Origin of the sequence: Actinocrinis sp., from assembly GCF_035605935.1 — a bacterium.
Taxonomy (GTDB): domain Bacteria; phylum Actinomycetota; class Actinomycetes; order Streptomycetales; family Catenulisporaceae; genus Actinocrinis.
In genome coordinates this window covers 66,334-88,754 of sequence record NZ_DATNGK010000266.1, presented here as the reverse complement: position 1 = coordinate 88,754, position 22,421 = coordinate 66,334, and the positions used below count along the sequence as shown (strand labels likewise).

Below are 22,421 nucleotides of genomic sequence, written 5' to 3'. Positions count from 1 at the left end.
CTTGTCGCGATGGCGCGGCTAGCCGCGTTCTCCTCGGCCGAAGTAGCGCGCGCGCAGGCGGTCGAGCAGGATCGCGACGCCGAGCACGGCGCCCTGAACCATCTGGATGTCGTACTGGTTCACGTGCATGGACAGCAGGCCGTTGTGGATGATCTCCAGCAGGATCGCGCCGGCCGCGATGCCGATGATCCGGCCCTCGCCGCCGAACAGCGAGACGCCGCCGACCACTGCCGCCGCGATGGCGATCAGCTCCCACCCGGAGCCGCCGACCGAGGGGTCGGCCGTGCCGCTCTCCCGGCCGACGGTCAGCACGCCGACCACGCCGGCGAGCGCCGCGCTGGCGACGTACACCGAGGTGATCCGGCGCTTGATCGGGATCGCCGCGAGCCGCGCCGCCTCCTTGTTGCCGCCCACCGCGTAGATCTGGCGGCCGACATAGGTGCGTTCAAGCAGGAACCAGGTGATGATCACCGCGCCCACGAAGATCAGCGCCGGAACCGGGATCTGGCCCACATAGAACGCGCTCAGGTTCTGGAACAGCGGGTCGGTGCCACTGATCGGCGTGCCCGAGGTGATCGCCAGCGCCGCGCCGATGGTGACCGTATATGTCACCAGGGTGATCACGAATGGTGGCACGTTCAGGCGGGTCACCATCAGACCGTGCCAGAGCCCGGCGATCCCGCAGATGACGATGGTCAGCAGGATCGCCAGCGGGGCCGGCATGTGCCCGCTTACGTTGAACCAGGCCGCCAGGATGCCGGCCAGGCCGGCCAGCGCGCCGACCGACAGGTCGATTCCGCCGGTCAGGATGACCAGGGACTCGCCGATCGCGAGGATGCCGGTCTGGCCGAGGTCGCGGCCCACCACCTGGAGGTTGCCCACGCTGTGGAAGGTCGGCGCCTTGAACGAGATCAGGATGAAGAAGACGACGCACGCCGCGATGACGCCCGTCTCCGGGGTCTCGATCAGCAGCCTGGTCAGGCCGCTGCGCTGCGCCGGCTGCGCGGTGCCCTGGGCACCGGCCGGCGGAAGGGTGGTCTGGGTGCTCACGCGACTGCTCCGTTCGTAAGCGGCCCGTTCAGCGTGGACACGGCTGTGCCCGCGGCCGCGGTCATGATTCGTTCCTTAGTGGCCTCGGCTCGTTCCAGTACCTCGACGACGCGGCCGTGGTTCATCACCGCGATCCGGTTGCAGATCCACAGCAGTTCCTCCAGCTCGGAGGAAGCCGCCAGAACCGCCATGCCCTGTGCCGCAGCGCGATCGATCAACTCGTAGATCTCGGCTTTGGCGCCGACGTCGACGCCACGGGTCGGCTCGTCGAGCAGCAGCAGCTTCGGGTTGGAGGCGAAGGCCCGCCCGAAGATCGCCCGCTGCTGGTTGCCGCCAGAGAGCGAGCCGATCGGCTGCTCGACCGACTGCATCCGCACGTTGACGCTCTCGGCGATCCGCTGGCCCTCCTGGCGCCTGCGCCGCGGGCCGAGCACGCCGCGGGAGCTGATCTTGCGCAGGATGCCGACGGTCACGTTGTCCTTGATCGGGGCGAACAGGACGAGCGACTGTTCCTTGCGGTCCTCCGGAATCAGCGCGATCCCCGCCTGCGCGCCGTCTCCGACGCCGTGAGGCGCGTAAGCCGCGCCTTCCAGCTGCATGGTGCCGCCGGTGGCGGGTTGAGCGCCCGCCACGGTGTGGATCAGCCGGCTGCGACCAGAACCCATCAGCCCGGCAATGCCCATGATCTCGCCCGCGCGCACCTCCAAGTCGACCGGGCCGAGGCCGTCGGCGGTCAGACCCTTGATGGTCAGCAACACCGGCTTCTCCCGGTCGGCGACCTTCGGCTCGCTGTGCGCGATCTCACCGCCGACCATCTCGCGGATCAACCGGTCTTCGCTCGCCTCCGCGCGATCCAGGTCCGCGACGAGCCGGCCGTTGCGAAGCACGATGATCCGGTCGCTGACCTGACGCACCTCATCGAGCCGGTGGCCGATGAACAGCACCGTGCCGCCCTCGTCGGCCAGCTGCCGGGCCAGACGCAGCACGCGCGCCGCCTCGACCGGGCCGAGCGATGAGGTCGGCTCATCGAGGATGAGCAGCCGGGGCTTGCGGCCGAAGGCTTTGGCGATCTCGATCAGCTGCCGCGCGGGCACCGGAAGGGTGCGCACCGTGCGGCCGACCGGGATCTCCCGCTCGGTCACGCCGATCCTGGCCAGGATGGCGACGGCCTCGGCACGCTGCGCCCGCCGGTCCGTCAGCACCTTGCGCTTCGACTCCTTCGGGCGCCGCCCGAGCAGCAGGTTCTCCGCCACGGAGAGTTGCCCAACCAGCGGGAACTCCTGCGAGACCAGGGCTACGCCCAGGTCCTGCGCGGCATGGGTGGAACCGGGTACCAGCGGCGCGCCGTCGATCTCGATCTCTCCGCCGTCCCGGTGGACGGAGCCGGCGAGAGTGCCCATCAGCGTGGACTTGCCCGCGCCGTTTTCCCCGACCACCCCGACGACCTGCCCTGCATACAGGTCGAGTTCAGGGAGGTCCAACACCCGTACCGGGCCGTAGGTCTTGTGCACCCCCCGCAGCCGCGCGAGAACCGCGCGGCTGGGGGTGCCCGATGTTGCAGGGCTTTGGGGCAGACTCATCGTTAGCTGATTCCCAGGGAGGAGGCGAGCGAGTTGTACTGGCTCAGGTCGTCCTTGGTGATCACGCCGACGCCCGAGCTGAGGGTGGTGCCGTCGGAGGCGAGGTACGGCTTGATGATGTTCATCGTCGCGTCCTTACCCAGGACCTTCTCCGCAGCCAGGATGTAGGCGCCGGTGTAGCCCTGCTCGTACGGCATCTGCACGATGGTGCCGGAGATGACGCCAGAGCTGATCGCGGCCAGGGTGTCCGGGTCCGAGTCGTCCGACACGATGTGCACCGTGGCGGTCTTGTGGGCCGTGGTCACTGCGCTGGCCAGGGCGCCGCCGTCGTACGAGTACACGCCGTAGAGGCCGTTGACGTCCGGGTTGTTCGCGAGGATGGTCTCCGCGTCAGATGTCGCGGTGCTCGCGGACAGGTCGTCGTTGACGGTCTGGACGACCGAGATGCCCGAACCGATGGCCGCCTTGAAGCCGGCGATGCGCTGGGTGGCGTTCGACGCGGTGAGCGAGCCGACCAGGATCGCCACCTTGCCGGTGCCGTTGAGGACCTTCTTCATCTGGGTGCCCGCGGCGAACCCGGCGTCGTAGTTGACGGTGCCGAGGTACAGCGAGGCTGCGGCGGTGCCGGGCAGCGGCGAGTCGATCGCGAGCACGTCGATGCCGGCTGCGGTGTCGGTGGCGATGGTGCCCTTAGCGGTGGCCGGGTCGATCGCGGAGATCGAGTAGCCGGTCACGCCCTGCGAGCGCAGCGTCTCGAGCTCACTGGTCTGCTCAGTCAGCTTGCCGTTCGGCGGGGCGAAGTAGGTGCACTTGCTGTTGGAGATGCCCAGGTCAGCGCAGCCCTTGAGGAATCCGGTCTGACCGGCCTTCCAGTAGGCGGCCGCCACGTTGACCACCATGGCGATGTTGACCGAGGACAGGTCCTTGCCGTTCATCGCGCACTTGAGCGCCTTGTCCAGGTCGGCCAGGTTCGCCTGGTTGAAGCCGACCGGGTCGGTGGCCGGGTTCGGCGTGGCGGTCGGCGAGGTCAGGCAGTTGCTGGCGACGCTGGCGCCACCGGACGGAGCGCTGCCCGCGGACGAGCCGGTGCTCGACTTCGAACAGGCGGCGGCCGAGAGGGCCAGCAGCGCGGCAGCCGAGACCGCCGCGATGGACCGGGTCGTTTGTGTGCCAATCATCGTTGATCGGTGCCCTTCATGTGGTGGATAGGTCGGAACGAGCCTTTTGTGCGGTACAGCCGGTGGTGCGGGTACTGCCGGTGGTGCGGGTACTGCGGGTGGTGCTGGTGAGGGTGGTACTGGTCACCCCGGCCGCACTGGTGCGGCAGCGCGGCCGGGGGGTCTTTGTGAGCCGCGGATTCGCTCGGCAGGGCTCTTAGAAGCCCTGCGCCAGGCGGTGGTAGGCCTGGTTCCATCGCAGCTCCCTGGTGAATTGGCGGACGGTGGTGTCGGCGTCGATCACCAGCAGCTCGACCGAGAGCATCTCGGCCAGGTCGTGCAGTTCCTCGGCGCCGACCGCGGAAGACATGACCGTGTGGTGCGGGGCGCCCGCGGTCAGCCACGCCTCCGCGGAGGTACGCAGGTTCGGCCGTGGCGTCCACACCGCGCGGGCCACCGGCAGCTTGGGCAGCGGCTCGAGCGGAGGCAGCACGTCGATTTCGTTGGCCACCAGGCGGAAGCGCTCGCCGAGGTCCGCGAGCCCGACCACCACGGCCGGACCGGGCTGCGCGTCGAAGACCAGGCGCACTGGGTCCTCGCGCCCGCCGATGCCGAGCGGGTGGATCTCGCAGGACGGTGTCTCGGTCGCGATGGAGGGACAGACCTCGAGCATGTGCGCGCCGAGGATGACCTCGCGGCCGGGCTCGAAGTTGTAGGTGTAGTCCTCCATGAACGAGGTACCGCCGGGCCGGCCCGCCGCCATCGCCTTGACCGTGCGCAGCAACACCGAGGTCTTCCAGTCGCCCTCGCCGCCGAAGCCGTAGCCGTCGGCCATCAGCCGCTGCACCGCCAGGCCCGGCAGCTGCCGTAGCCCGCCGAGGTCCTCGAAGTTGGTGGTGAAGGCCCGGAAGCCGCCCGAGGTCAGGAAGTCGCGCAGGCCGAGCTCGATGCGCGCGGCGTACCGCAGCGAGTCGTGCCGCTCGCCGCCGCTGCGCAGCTCGGGCGCGACGCGGTATTCGTCCTCGTACTGCTTGACCAGGTCGTCGATCCGCGAGTCGGTGATCGCGTCGACCACCGCGACCAGGTCGTTGACGCCATAGGTGTTGACCGAGACGCCGAAGCGCAGCTGCGCCTCGACCTTGTCGCCCTCGGTCACCGCGACGTCGCGCATGTTGTCGCCGAACCGGGCCAGCTTCAGCGTGCGCACCTCGGCGAGCCCCTGCGCGGCGCGGACCCAGGTGCCGATCCGCTCGGCCACGCTCGGGTCGCTCACATGCCCGGCCACGGTCTTGCGCGGCACGCCGAGCCGGGTCTGCACGAACCCGAACTCGCGGTCGCCGTGCGCGGCCTGGTTAAGGTTCATGAAGTCCATGTCGATCGTCGACCACGGCAGCGCCACGTTCGCCTGCGTGTGCAGGTGCAGCAGCGGCTTGCGCAGCGCGTCGAGCCCCGATATCCACATCTTGGCCGGCGAGAAGGTGTGCATCCACGCGATCAGGCCGACGCAGTTGTCCTCGCCGTTCGCGTCGAGGCACAGCCGCCGGATCGCGGCCGCGTCGGTGAGCACCGGCTTCCAGACCAGCTCGACCGGGCCGGTAGATCCGTCGGCGCCCTCCCCGAGCGCCGCGGAAAGCTGCTCGGCGATCGCGCGGGACTGGTCGGCGACCTGCCGCAGCGTATCCTCGCCGTAAAGGCCCTGACTCCCCGTGAGGAACCAGACCTGCCGCCGGGGGGCTCCGGAGAGGGACCCGGGGGCGGCGTCCAGTGACGTCATTGTTGGTTGACTCCGTCCGCAGAGGGCTGCTGTCCGTAGACGTTGGTGTATCGGTCGTAGAGGGCGTCGATGTCGGCGCTCGGGATCGGGATCGGCTCGCCGTAGGCGCGGGCCAGGTGCACGGTGCGGGCCACGTCCTCGGTCATCACCGCGGCTTTGACCGCCGAGCGGGCATCCTTGCCGATGGTGAACACGCCGTGGTTGCGCATCAGGACCGCGGGGGAGCGGTGCCCGGCCAGCGTCTCGACGATGCCCTTGCCGATCGCCTCGTCGCCGATGAGGGCGAACGGCCCGACCGGGATCTCGCCGCCGAACTCGTCGGCCATCGCGGTGATCACGCAGGGAATCGCCTCGGCGCGTGCGGACCAGGCCGTCGCGTAGGTCGAGTGCGTATGCACCACGCCGCCGACCTCGGGCCGGTGCCGGTAGACGTAGGCGTGCGAGCCGGTGTCGCTGGACGGCTTGTATGCGCCCTCGACGACGTTGCCGTCCAGATCGCACAGCACCATCGACTCGGGAGTCAGGTCCTCGTAGTCAAGGCCGCTGGGCTTGATCACCATCAGCTCCGCGCCCGGCACGCGCGCCGAGACGTTGCCGGAAGTCCAGGCGACCAGGTTGTTGCTCGGCAGCAGCGCGTGCAGCGCGCAGACCTCCGCACGCAGCCGGGTGATCTTCGCGCGCAGCAGCGGGTCAATCTCGTGGGATTGGATGCTCATCAGGCCTCCGCCCCTGTTGCATTGAGCGTTGCTGAATCACGCTGTGCTGAATCGGACGCTGCTGAATCACGCTCTGCTGAATCACAGTCAGCGAGGGCTTCGATCCGCAGTTCGCGCAGCCGGTGCAGCACCTCGTTGGCGCCGCGCCCGAAGTAGTCGTGCAGCCGAAGGTATTCGGCGTAGAGCGCGTCATAGGCCGAGGCGCGCTTCGGGTCCGGGGTGTACGCGGCGCGTTCGATCTTGCCCATCGAACGCGCGGCGGTCGGCACGTCCGGGTACGCCCCGGCGGCGACGGCGGCGTGGATCGCGGAACCGAGCGCCGGACCTTGCGACGAGCCGATCAGGCTGAGCGGACGGCGGGTGATGTCGGCGTACAGCTGCATCAGGAAGCTGTTGCGCAGCAGGCCGCCGGCGACCACGAACTCGTTGACCGGCACGCCGCTCTCTTCGAACGCGTCGATGATCACGCGGGTGCCGAACGCCGTCGCTTCCAGCAGCGCGCGGTAGACCTCGTGCGGCTTGGTGCTGAGCGTCAGGCCGGCGATCACGCCGGAGAGGTGGTGATCGACCAGGACCGAGCGGTTGCCGCTGTGCCAGTCCAGCGCGACCAGTCCGTGCGCGCCGACCGGTTGCGCGGCAGCCTGCTCGGTGAGCAGTTCGTGCACGGAGATACCGCGCTCTGCGGCCTCGGCCTGGACGTAGCCGGGCGTGGACTGCTCGGTGAACCAGGCGAAGATGTCGCCGACGCCGCTCTGCCCGGCCTCGTAGCCCCACAGCCCGTCGACGATGCCGCCGTCGACCACTCCGCACATGCCGGGGACCTCGGCCAGCTGCTCGCCGTTCATCACGTGGCAGGTGGAGGTGCCCATGATGGCGACCATCTGGCCGGGCTCGATGGCCTGCGCGGCCGGGGCGGTCACGTGCGCGTCCACGTTCCCGACGCTGACCGCGATGCCCTCAGGCAGTCCGGTCCAGGCGGCGGCCTGCGCGGTGAGCGACCCGGCCCGCGCGCCGAGCGGGGAGATGCCCGGCGCGCCGGGGGCCAGGTCGAGCTTGTCGTTGAAGTCGGCGAAACCGGCGTTGAGCGTGGTGAGGAAGGTCGCCGAGGGGCGCACGCCGTCCTGCAGGATGCCCTTGTAACCGGCGGTGCAGGCGTTGCGCGTCTCGCTGCCGCATAGCTGCCAGGTGATCCAGTCGGCCGCCTCGATCCAGCGCTCGGTGCGCGCGTAGATCTCCGCGTCCTCCTCCAGCAGTTGCAGGCCCTTGGCGTACTCCCACTCGGAGGAGATCTTGCCGCCGTACCGGGCGATCCACGGCTCGGGGCGCTTGTGTGCCAGAGTATTGATCCGGTCGGCCTGCGGCTGCGCGGCGTGGTGCTTCCACAGCTTCACGTAGGCGTGCGGCCGGTCACGGAACTCGTCGAGCTCGCACAGCGGGGTACCGTCGGCCAGGGTCGGCAGCACGGTGCAGGCGGTGAAGTCGGTGCTGATCCCGATGACCTGCGCCGGGTCGACACCGGCCGCGGCCACGGCTGCGGGCACCGCGCGGCGCAGCACCTCGCGATAGTCGTCAGGGTGCTGAAGCGCCCAGTCCGGCGGCAGTGCGCGGCCGCCGGCCGAATTCGGCAGCGCCTCGTCGATCACGCCGTGGGCGTACTCGTGCACCGCGGTCCCCAGCTCCGCGCCATCCTCGACCCGGACCACCAGGGCGCGTCCCGACAGCGTGCCGAAGTCCACTCCGATCACGTACCGGTCCCCACCGCCATGATTGTTAGCGTTAACAACCATGTCGCGCCTCTGTCATAGTCGAACCTTCCTCGGGAATGCCGCCGGCCGCCCAGCCGGGCCCGGCTTATCAGTGCTCGTCGCTCGTCGTACTCGTGCTCTGCGTTGTGCTTACAGCGCGGGACGCGCCGCGGAGGCGCGTACCACCAGTCCGGGGTCGATGGACACGCGAACCGACGCGCGCCCCACTCCGGACAGGTCGGCGTCGATCAGCTGGATCAGCGAGCGCAGGGCGCGCCGGCCCAGCTCGTCGAAGTCCTGCCGGACCGTGGTCAGCGGCGGCCCGAAGTACTCGGCCTCCGGAATGTCGTCGAACCCGATGACACTCACGTCCTCGGGCACCCGGCGTCCGGCCTGCTGCAGCGCGCGCAGCAACCCGAGCGCCATGTGGTCGTTGGCGCAGAACACCGCGGTGATCTGCGGGTCGCGGGCGATCCGGTGGCCCAGTTCGAACCCGGTGCGTGCGGACCAGTCGCCGCCGGTCAGCGGCTCGGGCACCGAGGCGCCGCGGGACTCCAGGGTGCGCCGCCAGCCGATCTCGCGTTCCTGCGCGTCAAGCCAGGAGGCGGGTCCGGCCATGTGGTGCACGGTGCGGTGGCCGAGGTCGAGCAGGTAGCTGGTGGCGCGCTCGGCTCCGCCCTCGTTGTCCACGGCCACCGAGGCCAGCGAGGAATGGGTGCCACAGCCGACCGCGACCAGCGGCACGTCCGAGGGGACGTTCGCCAGCGCGCCGACCGCGGTGGTCTGCGGGGCGATCACGATGATGCCCTCGACCGCCTGGTCGCGCAGCCGCTCCACCGCGTCGAGCACCGACCGGCGGTCGAGCGCGGCCAGGGCGGCGACGGTGACGAAGTAGTCGTGCTGCTTGGCGGCCTGCTCGATGCCGTAGAGCATCGAGGCCGGCCCGTAGAGCGTGGTGTTGAAGCTGATCACGCCGAGCGTGTTGGTGCGCCGGGTGACCAGGGTGCGGGCGGCGGCGTTGGGCCGGTAGCCCAGTTCGCGGATGGCGGCGAGCACCCGGTCACGGGTGGCCGGCCGCACGTTCGGGTGGTCGTTGAGCACTCGGGAGACGGTTTGGTGCGAGACGCCCGCGATACGTGCGACGTCGGCCATGACCGGTGCCCGATCGCCGTCGATGACGCGCATGCCTTGCTCCGCCTCCCTCCGTGTCCGCGGCCCCGTCGCCGCGGTGGCCTGAGTCTAGGACGTCCGCCCACTGGACGTGGGCGGCGAGCGCCGTTCCCGGCGTCGATGGAGAATTGTTAGCGCAAACATTCCGGGGGGTCAAGGGTCCGCAACGCGATCGAAACCAGTCGTTGATCCGGCCGGATTGAACCGGCCCCGGCCGCCAGACGTGAAAGTCCGGCCGATTGGGGCCAATTCGGACGATCACGATCGGGTGTCTCTGAGCAGCGGTTTTCGCTAGAGCGTGTTTGGAACATGCCCTAGACTCGCTGCTTCAGGCCGCATGGCGGCAGGGCGAGCTTCGAGGAGGTGAGGACAGCCGTGCGTGTTTCGCACACCGCAGTCAGGTCAAGCGGGACGTTCTCCCCTCGCGCCGCCGAGCGTCACGTCGGCTAGCCGGGCGGAGGGCTCCCCAAGCTCTCCGAAGGGCCGCTGTGTCGATCTTCGAACCCTCGTCAACGTCCGTATCAGCATCCGAGTCCGTGGTCGCCGCGTTGCGCGCGGCAGGCTGCGTCTTCGCCGAGGATGAGGCGCGGCTGCTCATCGCTCAGGCGGACACGCCTGAGCAGCTTGATCGCATGGTCCGGCGGCGGGCCGGCGGGCTGCCGCTTGAGCAGGTACTCGGCTGGGCGCAGTTCTGCGGCCTGCGCATCGCGGTCGACCCCGGCGTGTTCGTTCCGCGGCGCCGCACCGAGCTGCTGGCGCGCGAGGCCGCTCGACTCTCCGCGCAAGTTTCATCGCGGGCTCCATTGACTGTCGTCGACCTCTGCTGTGGATCCGGCGCTCTGGGAGCTGCTCTCGCGGCGAACGTGACACGATCGGTCGACCTGCACGCGGTGGACATCGATCCGGCGGCCGTCGAGTGCGCGCGGCGCAACCTGGCGTCTTTCGGCGGCCGGGTATATCAGGGTGACCTCTATAACGCGCTGCCCGATGCCATGCGCGGCAAGATCAATGTTCTGATCGCGAACGTGCCCTACGTGCCCACTGAAGACATCGCGCTGCTGCCTGCGGAGGCACGTGATCACGAACCGCTGGTTGCGCTCGACGGGGGCGGTGACGGCCTCGACGTGATGCGCGCGGTCGCCCGTCAAAGCGCACGCTGGCTCGCGCCGGGTGGCCACTTGCTCGTCGAGGCCAGCGACCGGCAACTGCCGGAGGCGATACGCATCATGGCTGATGGAGGGCTATCGCCTCGGGTCGTTCTCGACGACGAAACAGAGGCTGCGGCGATCGTCGCGACCCGGCCCTAGAAAGTCGAACCGGAAAGTCGCGTGAAACGTGTCGACGGTCGTGACTGTGCGCGATGAGAGTGCGGTAGGTTTCCGGGACAAGGCGACGGGACGGGAACCTTCGGGGAGGTGTGCACCGGTGCCTTCGCTCGAAGATGCCGAGCCCGCCGACCCCGGGTCCAGTGTCCCTGGGCAGGCCGGCGCCGCTTTCATCGACGCTACAGTGATCGGCGCTCCGGTGATCGCCTCTGGGTTAGTCGAGGACGCCGCCGTTCCGCTCGATGAGATCTACCGTGCGCTGGACGCTCTCGAGGAGCAGACGCGCGGGCGCGGTGACAGTACCCGCGCCGTCCACCAAATCCGCCACCGCCTCGCGCGGCAAGTCGGCCACACCGCGACGGCGGAGCAGGAATTCGAGCTGTGGTTGGCCGCGCCGCGTGATCTTTCCGCGGGCTGCTTCGTCTGCGAGCAGAGCCAGATAGGGGACTGGTATGCCGAGCGTGGCGAGGACGCGCGGGCATTCGAGGCCTGGGAAAAGATCCTGGACGGTTCTGTGTTCTGCGACGCGGAGCCGCACGGAGTGCTCGCCCGTTCCCTGATACCGCTGATCCGGCTAGGAAAGGGAACGCAGGCCCAGGCGAATCACGTCGAGGGCTACCGGATCTCCCGGCTGAAGCCGTCTATGTGCGCTGAGATCGGCGCGCACATCGAGTTCTGTGCGCTCACCGGCAACACAGCTCGCGGGCTTGAGCTGCTGGCCGAGCACGGGCACTGGCTGACGGACCGCAGCGCGACCGGGCGGGTTGACGGCAACCAGGAAGCCGCCGGGCGCAGTGCCACCGAGCGCCGCGCCGCCTTTCTCGGCGGTGTCAGCGTGCTGCTGCGTGTGCTGACCACGTCAGGCCTCGATGATCTGCCGTTCGCGATCATCGGGGGCGCCACGAAGCCGATCGGCGAGTTGCGGGACGAGGTGGACGAGGAACTCTCCTCGATCGCGGCCCGGTTCGACGAACGCAACGGCACCGCGGCCTTCAGCAGCCGGATCGTGCATCGCCGCAGCAGGCAGCCGTTCCTCAGCGCCCTGGCTCTCGACGCCCGCACCGTGCTGCCGGCAACCTCCGCGCGCGGCGGCCGGTCGGCCGCTACCCCAGCGCCGCGCCAGAAGCCACGTCCCGTCGAAGACTTGATCACCGAAGCGCGCCGGTTGACAGAGCTCTGGCACCCGGACGCCCTTGACGCCTGGCAGCGAGCGCAGGCGGCGGCCAAGGCAACCGGCAGACCGCTGCCCGAGGACGCGCAGACTGAGTTCGACGAGCAGGCGGTGCTCGCGGACGGCGCCACCATCGGGGTCAACGACGGTGTGGCCGCGGCCGTGCAGCGCGCGCGGCTGCTGGAGATCGCCGAGCGCTATCGGTCGCAGGGCAGACTCGGCTTCGCGTTGCGCGCGTCAAGCCGCGCGGCTTTCGCGCTCCTGCGCAGTGGTCAGCAGGATGCCGCGGCGAGCGACCAGTCCGCACTTCGCCTCGCGGCCGCCGACGCTCTCGCAGGGCACGAAATCACGCCGAACGAATACCTGGCCGTGCGGATCGGCAGCGGGTATCAGAAGTTCCACATCTGGCAGTCCCTGGCGACCGCGCAGCCGGGTGAGCACGCCGGAAGCGGTGAAGACACCGCTGACCGCCCCGCGCCCTCACCCTGGTTCGGCGGAAAACCACGCACGGACACGGGACCCGGCGAAAGCGGCGGCGGCAAGACCCCGCCATCACCGGAGCCTGATAAGGGTCGCGACGCCCTTGCGGCTGCCGCGCGCGACGCGCTCGCCGAACTGCACGAGCTGACCGAGGAGTGCCGCCGGTTCGAGGTCGCCCTGTATGGCGCCGCTGCGGCCGCAATGACGGCGCAGGTGCGCCTCGCCGCCGGCGAGGCGCAGTCCGCCGAGCAGAGCCTGCGCCTGTCAACCGAGCTTTACCACGAGGGCGGCGCGCCCTGGTGCGCGACGGCGGCGCAGCTGACTCTCGGCCGGATCGCGCGTGCGCGCGGCGAGTTTCCGGCGGCCGAGCGGTACGCTCGCGCCGCGGTCGAGCACAATCTCGACACGGCGCTGCGCGGTTCGGCCGCGATGCTGCTCGCCGAGGCAATCTGGCTCCAGGACGGACGCGAGTCGGAGGCCGTCGCTCCGGCGTTGGCCGCGGCGGCCGCGTTCGCCCGCCAGGAAGGCCGCGGCGACGAAGAGACGCGGGCGCACCTGCTCGCGGCTGAGGCGTTGTCCGTGGCCGGACGACCCGAGGAGGCGATCGCGCTCTTCGAGCCCGCGCTCAAGACCGCGCAGGCGCGCTGGGAGCAGGACGAGTGGAAGCCCGTGATCGCGCAGGCCGCCCGCGCCTATGGCAACAGCCTGATAGCGGCTGGCGATCCGCGTCGCGCCGCTGAACTCCTGCTGAGCATGGCAGATCGGGTCAAGGCGTGGCCGAATCAGGTTCCGCACGCGATGCTGGCCGCGGACGCCGCGACCGCGCTTGAGCGTGCGGGCCGGCATGCGGACGCTGCCGCGGCGTTCGAGCGCGCGGCGCAGCTCTGGCAGCAGGTCGGCGAGCCGCTGGTGCGCGTCAAGTGCCTGCGATCGGCGGCCTGGCTGCTCGCCGCGGAGGATTTGGACGCGGCGCTCGCCGTGATGGATCGCGCCGGCGGCGAGCTGATCACCGTGCTGGCCGCCGACGACGGAAGCGACGCACGGCACGGGCCGGCTCGATATGAGCTTGCTGAGACGCATTTGCAGCGGGCGCGCATCGTGCTCAACCTCGCGCAGAACCGGTCGCTCGCCGCCGACGAGAGCGAGAAGCTGCTCGGCGAGGCGTACCAGCACGCGACCGCCGCAATCAGTGGTCTGCGACGCTTGGTTCCGGCCGGGGCAGCGAGCGAAACCTCCGGCGCCGCCGGGCCAAGGCCCGTACCCGACGGCCTGCTGTTCGAACGGCTCGCGGTCGCGCTGATGGCGGCGGCCCGGATCGAGGGCGGCCACCTGGACCGCGCACTGGCCGCGGCCGCCAAGCTGCGCGACTGGGCGGCTGAATTCGAGTCCTGGGACAAGCCGGAACTCGCGCGCCGGCTGACCGAACGCGCCGAGCAACTGCACCCGGGCGGATCGGTCCTCCCGCTCTTCACCACGGCGCCGGCCGCGCCGTCCGCACCACCGCTCAGCCTCCGCTATTCGACCGTGGCCTGAGAGCGGAGCGCCGGCCATGGACCTCGCCCAGCTCCACGCCGCGCTCGCCGCCGCGGACGAGCTGCCCTATGGCCGGGAGCGCACCGCGCGGCGCGAGGAGTTGGTCGCGCAGGCCGAGCAGATCGGTGACCCGGCGGCCCTCGCCTCCGCCTTGCTCAGCCTCGCCGACGACTGCCAGGAGGACGGCGACGAGCAGGGCATGGTCCTCGCCTTCAGCCGGGCCTGGCGGATCTGGCAGACCAAGTCAGAGGTCTTCGACGCGGCGCTGCGTTTCCGCTTCCGTGAGCACTTCCAGCATGTCGTCGATGTCCTCGACGCCGACGAGCGGGTGCCCGCCGCGGAGGTCGATCGGCTCACCGACGAAATGGAATCCTTCTACCTGACCGGCGGCTACAGCCTGCGGGCGGTACACCGCAGCCGGTACTGGATTCACCGCCGCCGCGGCGAGAACGAGCTGGCCACCCTGCGTATCGAGGCTCTGCTGGCCGAGGATGGGGACGCCGGAGCCGCCTGCGACGCCTGTGACCTGGCCACCGCGGCCTACTGGTACGAGCGGCAGGACGAACTGCCCAAGGCCGTGGACCTTTGGCTGGCGATCATCGCCGGGGTGCGCAGCTGCGAACGCTCGCACGTCGGCATCGCCCACGGCGAGGTGATGATCGACCTGCTCAACCTCGACCGCTTCGACAAGGCCCGGCAACACCACCGGCTCGGGTACCCGGTGGTCCGCCGCCGCCGCGACCTGCCGCGCCAACTGGAACTGCACGCGCTGTTCGTCAACCGGACCCGCGATGTGTTGCGCGGCCTGGAGATCCTGCACGACCACATCGACTGGCTGCCCGCACATCGTGACGCGGTCGGCGAGTACTGGTGGGTGCACGGGCGCTTTCTGCTCTTCCTCAAGCTGCTCGTCGATGCCGGACACGGGGACCTGCCGATCACCCGCTCGCCGCGCCAGATCGTCACCGCCGCGGCCCTCTACGCCGAACTCGACGCAGTGCTCGCCGACTACGCCGCGCACCAGGACGCGGCCGTCGGCGGCAGCGAGCATGCGGAGACCTTGGAGTCCTGGCGCACCGCCAAGCTGCGGCACGACGAGTTGCCGCCGCCGACCGGATGGCTGGAGTCGGGCTGGCTTGAAGCGACATGGCCACCGATCCCGATGCCCTGGGACGCCCGCGGCCGCGTCGACGGCAGCGCTGCGCGGACACTCCCGCGTGGATTCGCAGCCGTGGACGCGCTGGCGGCTCGTGCGCGCTACCTCTCCTTCCTGCGGCATCCGCACGCATGCGCGGCCTGGGAGCAGGTCGCCGCGAGCGGAACCGGGCTGAGCGACGATGTGGCGGCGGAACTGTCCGAAAGCCGCGGTACCGCGCTCGCGCAGCGCGCCGATCACGCCGCGGCCCACGAACAACTCGCCTTCGCCGCAACGCTCTACGCGACGCTCGGCCGCACCGGCGACGCGCTGCGCTGCCGGGCGATGAGCGCGTTCCAGCGGTACCTCGTCGGCGCAGAAGAGGCTGAGGCTGCTGCGACCGTGCAGGCGGAAGCCTGGAAAGCGGCGCAAGCCGAGTTCGAGGGGGGTCGGATCACCGGGACCCAGCTCGTGACGGTCCGCTTGTACGGGCTCTACCGGCACCTGGACCGCTGGCGGCGGGCCGTGGACGCCGAACCGGACATCGATGAGGAGGCCGGCCGGCTCATCGCCGAGGAAGCCTCCGAGGAGTACCGGACCTTCCGGGAGCTGGCCGACGCGCACGGCGCCACGCCTCAGTACGCCGCCGCGGCGCGGGCTTGGGCCGAGGTCACCGGCGCCATGGCTCGCATGTTCGCTCGGCAGGGCGACGAAGGTGAAGCCACCGGGTATATCAGCAGCCTGCTGGATCGCCTCGGCGACCTGGCCGACGTGTACAGCGCGGTATACCAGCCCTGGCTCGCTGCGGAGGCACTGCTGCGCCGAGGACAGGTGCTGCTCGCCGCACACCAGCCCGCCGATGCCGAGCGCTGCGCCCGGCGCGTCTCGCAGCTCGGCAATCCACCGGTCGCCCCCGACCTGCCCGGGCTGACCGCGCTGCTGCTCGCCGAGGCGATTAACGCGCAAAGCTCACGGGATCCGGAGCACGCGCGGGACGACGAGGTGGCGCAGGCGGCGGTGCAGGCGGCGCGCCTGCTGGCGGGCAGCGATCCGGTGGGCGCGGCGCGAGCCAGGCTGCTGATGGGTGAGGTGCATCACCGCGCAGGGCGCCACGAAACGGCGCTGAACTTCTTTCATCCGGCGCTCGCACAGATCATGGGGCGCTGGGATGACGACGAATGCCGAGAGCTGATCCATCTCAGTTCTCTGCACTACTCGATCAGCCTGTGCAAGCTCGATCGAGCGCGCGACGCGGCACGTGTGCTGCGCGACGTGCTCGCGCTCGTCCCGAAGGACTACCCGACCGCGCGCGCCTGGCTGCTGCACCAACTCGCCGAGTCGGCCGAGCAGGACGGCGATGAGGCGGCAGCGCTTGAGGCGTATCGGGAATCGGCGCGGGACGGCCGGTCGTCGGCAGGTCACCAACCGACCACCGCGGCGCTCGAGTCGGTGGCCCGGCTGCTGGCCGCGACCGATATCAAAGCAGCACTCGAACAGCTCGACGAAGCGGTCGCGCACCTACGCGCCTGCGCCGAGGACGACTCGACTGCCGAGCGCTATCGGGACTTTCTGATCGCGCGGGCGCGCACACTGCGGCTCAAGCACGTGGTCAAGCGGATCGAGATGCAGACGCTGTCGCAGGAGGAGACCGAGGAACTGCTCCCGGAAGCACAGAGGGCCGCCGAAGCCGGGGCGCGCGACCTGTGGTCACTGCTCGAGCATCCGCAAGAGGGCGACGCGCGCGAAGAGTTCGTCGCGGCGCTGGAGGCCGCACTCAAGACACTGAGCTTGGCCATCGCGGTGCTCGGGGAGAACGCCGCGGGCGCCTCCCAGTGGCAGCTGGCGTTCGCAGAGGGCTGCGAGCGCTGGGGCTACCCGGAGTTCGCGCGCACGGCCCGCGAGAACGCCGAGTTCTTCGCGAGCCGCGCGCAGCTGGATGACGCTGACGAAGAGTCCTGAGACTCTGCGGCTTGGGCGTGTTGGAAAGTCTCGCCGGGGCCGCGGCGCCTGCCACGCACGCTCGCTGCGTTGTCGGATCGTCCGCGTACGCCCGGTACGAGAACGACCCTCCGCCTTGCGATCGCACGCGCCAGACGCCGCGGCCTTATCCGCCGCTAGTTTCGAAACACGCTCTCGGGCTTCTATCCGTGAAGCGCGGGCGCCGCGTCCGATTCGTTGGTATGCACGCCGGGCCGCAGCAGCAGGCCGCAGATGATCGCGCCGGCCGCGAAGATTCCCGCCGACCACCAGAACGCGGTGATGTAGCTGTGCAGCTGCGCGTGCGCGAGGACCAGCGGGGTCGGCCGCTTGCCCGCCAGGTAACTCGTCGCCGCGGCGGTCGCCAGCGTGTTGAGCAGTGCGGTACCGATCGAGCCGCCGACTTGCTGCATCGTGTTGACCAGCGCCGAGGCCACGCCCGCGTCGTCCGCGTTCACCCCGAAGGTGGCGACGTTCATCGCCGGGGCCATCACCAGGCCGATGCCGATCCCGATGACCAGCAGCGGGCCGAGGATGTGCGTGGGGTAGCTGGTGGTGACGTCGATCCCGGTCATCCAGGCCATGCCGGCACCGGACAGCGCCATGCCGATGGCGACCAGCGGGCGTGCGCCGACGGTCTGTAGCAGCCGCGTGGTGGCCAGTGTCGCCGAGGCCATCAGCACGAACACCATCGGCAGGAAGGCCAGGCCGGTCTTGACCGGCGAGTACCCCAACATGATCTGCAGGTAGTAGGTGAGGAAGAGGAAGACGCCGAACATGCCGGCGCCGGTGATGAACACCGCCGCGAACGAGCCGCCGCGGTCGCGGTCGAGCAGGATGCGCAGCGGCATCAGCGGGTGTGACGCGCGGGTCTGCCACCAGGTGAAGATCACCACGCCGAGCGCGGCGACCGCCAGGAACATCCAGGTGGACGGCGCGCTCCACGGATGCGAGGCGGCGTTGGAGAAGCCGTAGACCAGGCAGAACAGTGCGCCGGAAATGGTGACGGTGCCGAACAGGTCCAGCTTCGGGCGATTCTCAGAGCGCTGAGTGTGCAGCAAGACGACGGCTCCCGCCAGCGCCACCACCGTGAACGCGACGTTCACGAACAGCGTCCAGCGCCAGTTGAAGTACTCGGTGAGCAGCCCGCCCAGCAGCATGCCGATCGCGGCGCCGGAGCCGGCGATTCCGCCGAATACCGCGAAAGCGGTACCACGTTCCTTGGGCTCGGTGAAGGTGGTGGTCAGCAGCGAGAGCGCCGCTGGCGCCAGCATCGCGCCGGCCGCCCCCTGCAGCGCGCGTGCGGTGACCAGGACCTCGAAGTTGGGCGCCGCCCCGCCCAGGGCGGAGGCGAGGCCGAAGCCGATCAGGCCGATGATGAAGGTGTTCTTCTTGCCGATCAGGTCGGCCAGCCGGCCGAAGAACAGCAGCAGCGCGCCGAAGGCCAGCGAGTACGCGGTCACGATCCACTGCCGGTCGCCGTTGCCGAAGCCGAGGTCCTTCTGGGCGTCCGGCAGCGCGATGGTCACGATGGTCGCGTCGAGCACGATCATCAGTTGGGCGATACCGATCACGGCGAGGATGAGCCAGCGCCGCGCGTGGTGCGGATTCTCGGCCGGGAGGTTTCCGGCCGGCGTCGGCGTCGCGCCGAGGGGCCTTGCGTCGACCGCGCCGGAGCCGGTGCGGCCCGGGGATTCGGAGTTGCCCGTAGTGGTGTCAGTCATGAGCTGTCCCCACGTATCTGGAGGATGGTTCTCCACATCTATCGGTGAGCGTATCATAGAACCGGAGGAAAGACCTCCACTTGTTTTTCGCCGGAGGTAGACTGCCGCGCCATGGACCCGACCACGCCGCCCGCCGCCCCCCGACCGCTGCGCCGCGATGCCGAGCTCAATCGGCAGCGGATCCTGGTCGCGGCCAAGGAGGTCTTCGCCGAGCGCGGGCTGGAAGCCACCCTCGACGAGATCGCCAAACACGCCGGCCTCGGCGTCGGCACGGTCTACCGCCGCTTCCCGAACAAGGAGGCGCTGATCGACGCGCTGTTCGAGGAGGGTTTCGCGCAGATCCTCGAGCTGACCGAGCAGGCGCTGGCGAACCCCGACGCGTGGCAGGGCCTGGTGGGGCTGCTGACCAGGATGGCCGAGGTCCAGGCCGCCGACTTCGGGCTGCGCGACGTGATGCTCTCGGAGACCTACGGCCGCGACCGGATCGCCCAGATGCGGGACCGGATCAAGCCGATGATGGAGCGACTGGTCGAGCGCGCGCAGGAGCAGGGCCGATTGCGTGCGGACTTCCGCGCGACGGACATCATGGCCGTGCAGCTGATGATCTCGGCCACGGTGGAGTTCACCCACGGCGTGCGCGACGGCGGTTGGCGGCGATACGTGCCGATGGTGCTGGACGGGCTAAGTGCGAGCCGCGACGGCGTGACCGAGCTGACCGAGCCGGAGCTGGGCGACGACGATCTGCATTCGGCGATGCAGTGCTGGCCGCGCTACCGGCGCGGTAGCGCGCATGTCGACGTCAGGCGTCAGCAAGACCTCTGATCTCCGGCGGTAGACAGCATCCTGCGGTAGTGATCTTCGTACTCGATCATCACGGCTGTCATCAATCACAATCGACGTGCCCTGATCATGATCGCTCCGAGTCGGTGCCGCCACCTTGATCGCATCCGGCGACGCCACCCTCGCGCCGCGCCAAACACCGCTCGACCTGCACTGTGAGCTACAGATTGCACGCACGTAACGTGCCGAATTCGGTGCCTGCTTTCACCTGCTGCCGTTGTTGATATCGTGTCCTGCGTTTGACCGGATCTGTCACTGGAACGCACCGCCGAGCAAGCCGGGAGCCGCTGTGCCGATCACGAGTGCCTGTGCGATAGCAGGCCCGCGCGCTCGGCTCCGCGACCGGGAGGCGCGGTGAGCAAACCAGCCTTCGTATGGAACCCGGCCGGTGCGGATCGCGATCTGGCCCAGGTGGCCCTGGACCTGAAGGCGGGCCGGTTCCACGAGGCGCGCGCGCTGATCGCCGCCACCCGCGGCGACTTCGAACTGCGCGCGCAGCGCTCGCTGGTGCTCGCCTCGGTGGCCGCCGGGCTGGACGTCGCGGAGCGTTGGCTGTCCGATGAACCATCGAACCCTGATGCCCTGCTGATCTACGCGCGCACCGCGGTGGCGCGGGCGCTGCGCGCGGCCGACTCCGGCGACCAACGCGCCGGGGATCTGGCCGCCCTGGCCCAGCGCGCCTGCCTGGTGTGCGCGGACGCTGATCCGCCTGACCCGACGCCGTGGGTCGGGCTGCTTGCCCTCGCCCGGCTCGGCCACGCCAAGGTGCCCGGACCCGAAGGCGTCACCTCGCCGGGCCCGTGGGATCTGCTCGGCGAGGCGCGCGAGCGCGACCCGCTCGGCCGCGAGGCGCACCACCGGCTGCTGGCCTGCTTCTATCCCCGCTACGGCGGCAGCCCGGACGCGATGTGGGAGGTCGCGCGCTGGGTCTCGCTGCACAGCCCGGCCGACTGCGCGTTGCAGGTCCTGCCGCTGACCGCATACGTGGAGCACTACCGCGACCTGCGCGACGATCCTTCCCGCGGCCAGTTCGCCGACCGCCAGTGGACCGACCAGCACGCGCTGTTCACCTCGATGCACGTGTTCGACGGCTGGTTCCGCGCCGTGGAGCGCGAGCCGCTGGTGCCGGTCGCGGACTTCTCGGTGCTCGCACACGCCCTCTACATGGGCGACCGGCTCTGGGAGGCGGCCAAGGTGTTCCGCGCCATGGGCCCCTACGCCTCCACCCATCCGTGGTCGCTGTTCGGTGATCCCGTCGAACAGCTCACGCGCGCCCGCCAGCGTTGCCGGGTCCGCACCCCTTAAGCTCCACCGCTTCGCACCCACCCACCCACAGAGCAAATACCGAGAAAGTGAGCGCTGAGATGTCTTTCACGACACGGGCGTCACAGGATCAACGGTCCGCCGGGGCCGCGCTGCTCGACGATGACCAGCGGCTGCACGAGCTGGGTTATCCGCGCAAGCTGTCGCGCCGGCTGACCTGGTTCGACAACTTCGCGGTCTCCTTCACCATCATCAACATCATCGCCGGAGTGTTCACCGGCTTCGGCGTCGGCTTCGGTGCCGGTGGCCCGCGCACCCTGGTCTGGGGCTGGATCGTGGTCTCCACCCTGATCCTGTTCGTCGGCATGGCGATGGCAGAGGTCTGCTCCGCCTATCCGACCTCGGGCGCGCTCTACTACTGGGCCGCGAAGCTGGCCAAGCGGCACAACGCGGCCTGGTCCTGGTTCACCGGCTGGCTCAACTTCGCCGGGCAGATCGCCGGAACCGCGGCCACCGACTTCGCCGCCGCCAGCTTCATCAACGTGCTGATCGGCGTCGAATCGCCCAGCTACAGCCCGACGAAGTACACCACGCTGGGCATCTTCGCGGTGATCCTGCTGGTGCACGCGCTGGCGAACACCTACACGGTCAAGCTGGTCGGGCTGCTCAACCGCATCTCGGTGTGGTGGCTGCTGGTAGGCGCGTTGATCATCACAGCCGTACTGGTGTTCAAGCCGTCGCACCACCAGTCCGCCTCGTTCGTGTTCACCCAGTTCGAGAACCAGACCGGATTCTCCAGCGGGCTGTATGCGACGATGATCGGCCTGCTGTCCATCTCCTGGGTGTTCACCGGCTTCGACGCCAGCGCGCACCTGACCGAGGAGACCAGCAGTGCGGCGCTCTCCGCGCCTCGCGGCATCGTACGTTCGATCGCGTATTCGGGCATCGGCGGCTTCGTGCTGCTGCTGGCGCTGCTGTTCTCCGTGCAGAACTACGGTAACGAGGCAGGCAGCGGCACCGGCTTCGCCTCGGCGCAGATCGTGCTCGACGCGGTGGGCGGCGGCCTGGCCAAGCTGTTGCTGCTGATCGTGATCGGCGCGCTGCTGTTCTGCGGCATGGCGAACCTGACCAGCAACTCGCGGCAGATCTTCGCGTTTTCCCGGGACGGCGCGATCCCCGGCTCGCGGCTGTGGCACTCGGTCAACCCGCGCACGGGCACGCCGGTCAAGAGCGTGTGGTTCGCCGCGGTCGGCGCGTTCATCCTGGTGCTGCCGTCGCTGTGGTCCACGGTGGCCTTCACCGCGGTCGTGTCGGTGAACGTGATCGGTCTGTTCGGCTCGTACGCGATCCCGATCTTCCTGCGGCTGCGCCGCGGCGAGGAGTTCGAGGCCGGTCCGTGGAACCTGGGCAAGTGGGGCAAGCCGGTGGCCCTGATCGCGGTGATCTGGGTGGTGATCAGCAGCCTGGTCTTCCTGCTGCCGCAGGCCAACCCGATCACTGCGCACAACTTCAACTACGCGCCGCTCGCGCTCGGTGTGGTGCTGCTGATCTCCGCGGTCTGGTGGTTCGTCACCGCCCGGCGCACGTTCAACGGCCCGATCAGCTATGGCACGCCCGAGGAACTCGCGGCGCTCGAGAACGAGCTGATCTGACGGATCATCCGGTCCCCGGCGTGGCGCAGCTTCCCAACTCCACGCCGGGGACCGCTGCTGTCCGGGTGAGTTGTACGACTTAACTGGCAAGCGGATGAATGTCAACGGCGGAAGTCGGCGGCGCGGGCC

At 69.7% G+C, this 22,421-nt stretch carries 14 protein-coding genes; 6 read left to right on the top strand and 8 right to left on the bottom strand.

Annotated features, from left to right (window positions below; genetic code table 11):
- Positions 1-18 precede the first annotated feature (18 nt).
- The 7 genes from VN779_RS21475 to VN779_RS21445 form a co-directional block, all read right to left on the bottom strand.
- Positions 19-1,050 (bottom strand): ABC transporter permease, encoded by a 1,032-nt coding sequence (locus VN779_RS21475; RefSeq protein WP_325726177.1) that lies wholly within the window; start codon positions 1,048-1,050, stop codon positions 19-21.
- Positions 1,047-2,561 carry a sugar ABC transporter ATP-binding protein gene (locus VN779_RS21470; protein WP_325726175.1) on the bottom strand — a complete coding sequence of 505 codons (1,515 nt, stop codon included), beginning with the start codon at positions 2,559-2,561 and terminating at the stop codon, positions 1,047-1,049. The genes VN779_RS21475 and VN779_RS21470 overlap by 4 nt, the downstream gene beginning before the upstream one ends.
- Positions 2,562-2,632: 71 nt before the next feature.
- Complete coding sequence (locus VN779_RS21465) at positions 2,633-3,808, bottom strand: substrate-binding domain-containing protein (RefSeq protein WP_325726173.1); 1,176 nt, start codon at positions 3,806-3,808, stop codon at positions 2,633-2,635.
- A gap of 196 nt (positions 3,809-4,004) precedes the next feature.
- Positions 4,005-5,561 (bottom strand): L-arabinose isomerase, encoded by a 1,557-nt coding sequence (araA, locus tag VN779_RS21460; protein WP_325726171.1) that lies wholly within the window; start codon positions 5,559-5,561, stop codon positions 4,005-4,007.
- Entirely contained in the window at positions 5,558-6,277 is a 720-nt protein-coding gene (locus tag VN779_RS21455; protein ID WP_325726169.1) for an L-ribulose-5-phosphate 4-epimerase, read from the bottom strand. The genes araA and VN779_RS21455 overlap by 4 nt, the downstream gene beginning before the upstream one ends.
- Positions 6,277-8,064, bottom strand: a complete 1,788-nt coding sequence (araB, locus tag VN779_RS21450) for a ribulokinase (RefSeq protein WP_325726167.1) — start codon at positions 8,062-8,064, stop codon at positions 6,277-6,279. Before araB ends, VN779_RS21455 begins: the two co-directional genes overlap by 1 nt.
- Positions 8,065-8,172: 108 nt before the next feature.
- Positions 8,173-9,207 carry a LacI family DNA-binding transcriptional regulator gene (locus VN779_RS21445; protein WP_325726165.1) on the bottom strand — a complete coding sequence of 345 codons (1,035 nt, stop codon included), beginning with the start codon at positions 9,205-9,207 and terminating at the stop codon, positions 8,173-8,175.
- Between the two features lie 473 nt (positions 9,208-9,680).
- On the opposite strand from VN779_RS21445, the gene VN779_RS21440 reads away from it, so the two are divergent.
- From VN779_RS21440 to VN779_RS21430, 3 genes are all read left to right on the top strand, one after another.
- Positions 9,681-10,499 (top strand): putative protein N(5)-glutamine methyltransferase, encoded by an 819-nt coding sequence (locus VN779_RS21440; RefSeq protein ID WP_325726163.1) that lies wholly within the window; start codon positions 9,681-9,683, stop codon positions 10,497-10,499.
- Positions 10,500-10,617: 118 nt separating this feature from the next.
- Complete coding sequence (locus VN779_RS21435) at positions 10,618-13,701, top strand: hypothetical protein (protein WP_325726161.1); 3,084 nt, start codon at positions 10,618-10,620, stop codon at positions 13,699-13,701.
- A gap of 16 nt (positions 13,702-13,717) precedes the next feature.
- Positions 13,718-16,795: a hypothetical protein gene (locus tag VN779_RS21430; RefSeq protein WP_325726159.1), complete on the top strand. Its 3,078-nt coding sequence runs from the start codon at positions 13,718-13,720 to the stop codon at positions 16,793-16,795.
- 182 nt (positions 16,796-16,977) lie between these two features.
- Here the strand turns inward: VN779_RS21430 and VN779_RS21425 are convergent, their stop codons facing one another.
- On the bottom strand, positions 16,978-18,537 hold the full coding sequence (locus tag VN779_RS21425) for an MFS transporter (RefSeq protein ID WP_325726157.1): 1,560 nt from the start codon (positions 18,535-18,537) through the stop codon (positions 16,978-16,980).
- Positions 18,538-18,648: 111 nt separating this feature from the next.
- Between VN779_RS21425 and VN779_RS21420 the strand changes: the two genes are divergently transcribed.
- From VN779_RS21420 to VN779_RS21410, 3 genes are all read left to right on the top strand, one after another.
- Complete coding sequence (locus tag VN779_RS21420; RefSeq protein WP_325726155.1) at positions 18,649-19,359, top strand: helix-turn-helix domain-containing protein; 711 nt, start codon at positions 18,649-18,651, stop codon at positions 19,357-19,359.
- A 372-nt stretch (positions 19,360-19,731) separates the two neighbouring features.
- Complete coding sequence (locus VN779_RS21415) at positions 19,732-20,682, top strand: hypothetical protein (protein ID WP_325726153.1); 951 nt, start codon at positions 19,732-19,734, stop codon at positions 20,680-20,682.
- Positions 20,683-20,741: 59 nt separating this feature from the next.
- The gene (locus VN779_RS21410; protein WP_325726151.1) at positions 20,742-22,292 is read left to right on the top strand and encodes an amino acid permease; all 1,551 of its coding nucleotides are present in this window, start codon (positions 20,742-20,744) and stop codon (positions 22,290-22,292) included.
- Positions 22,293-22,421: the final 129 nt, after the last annotated feature.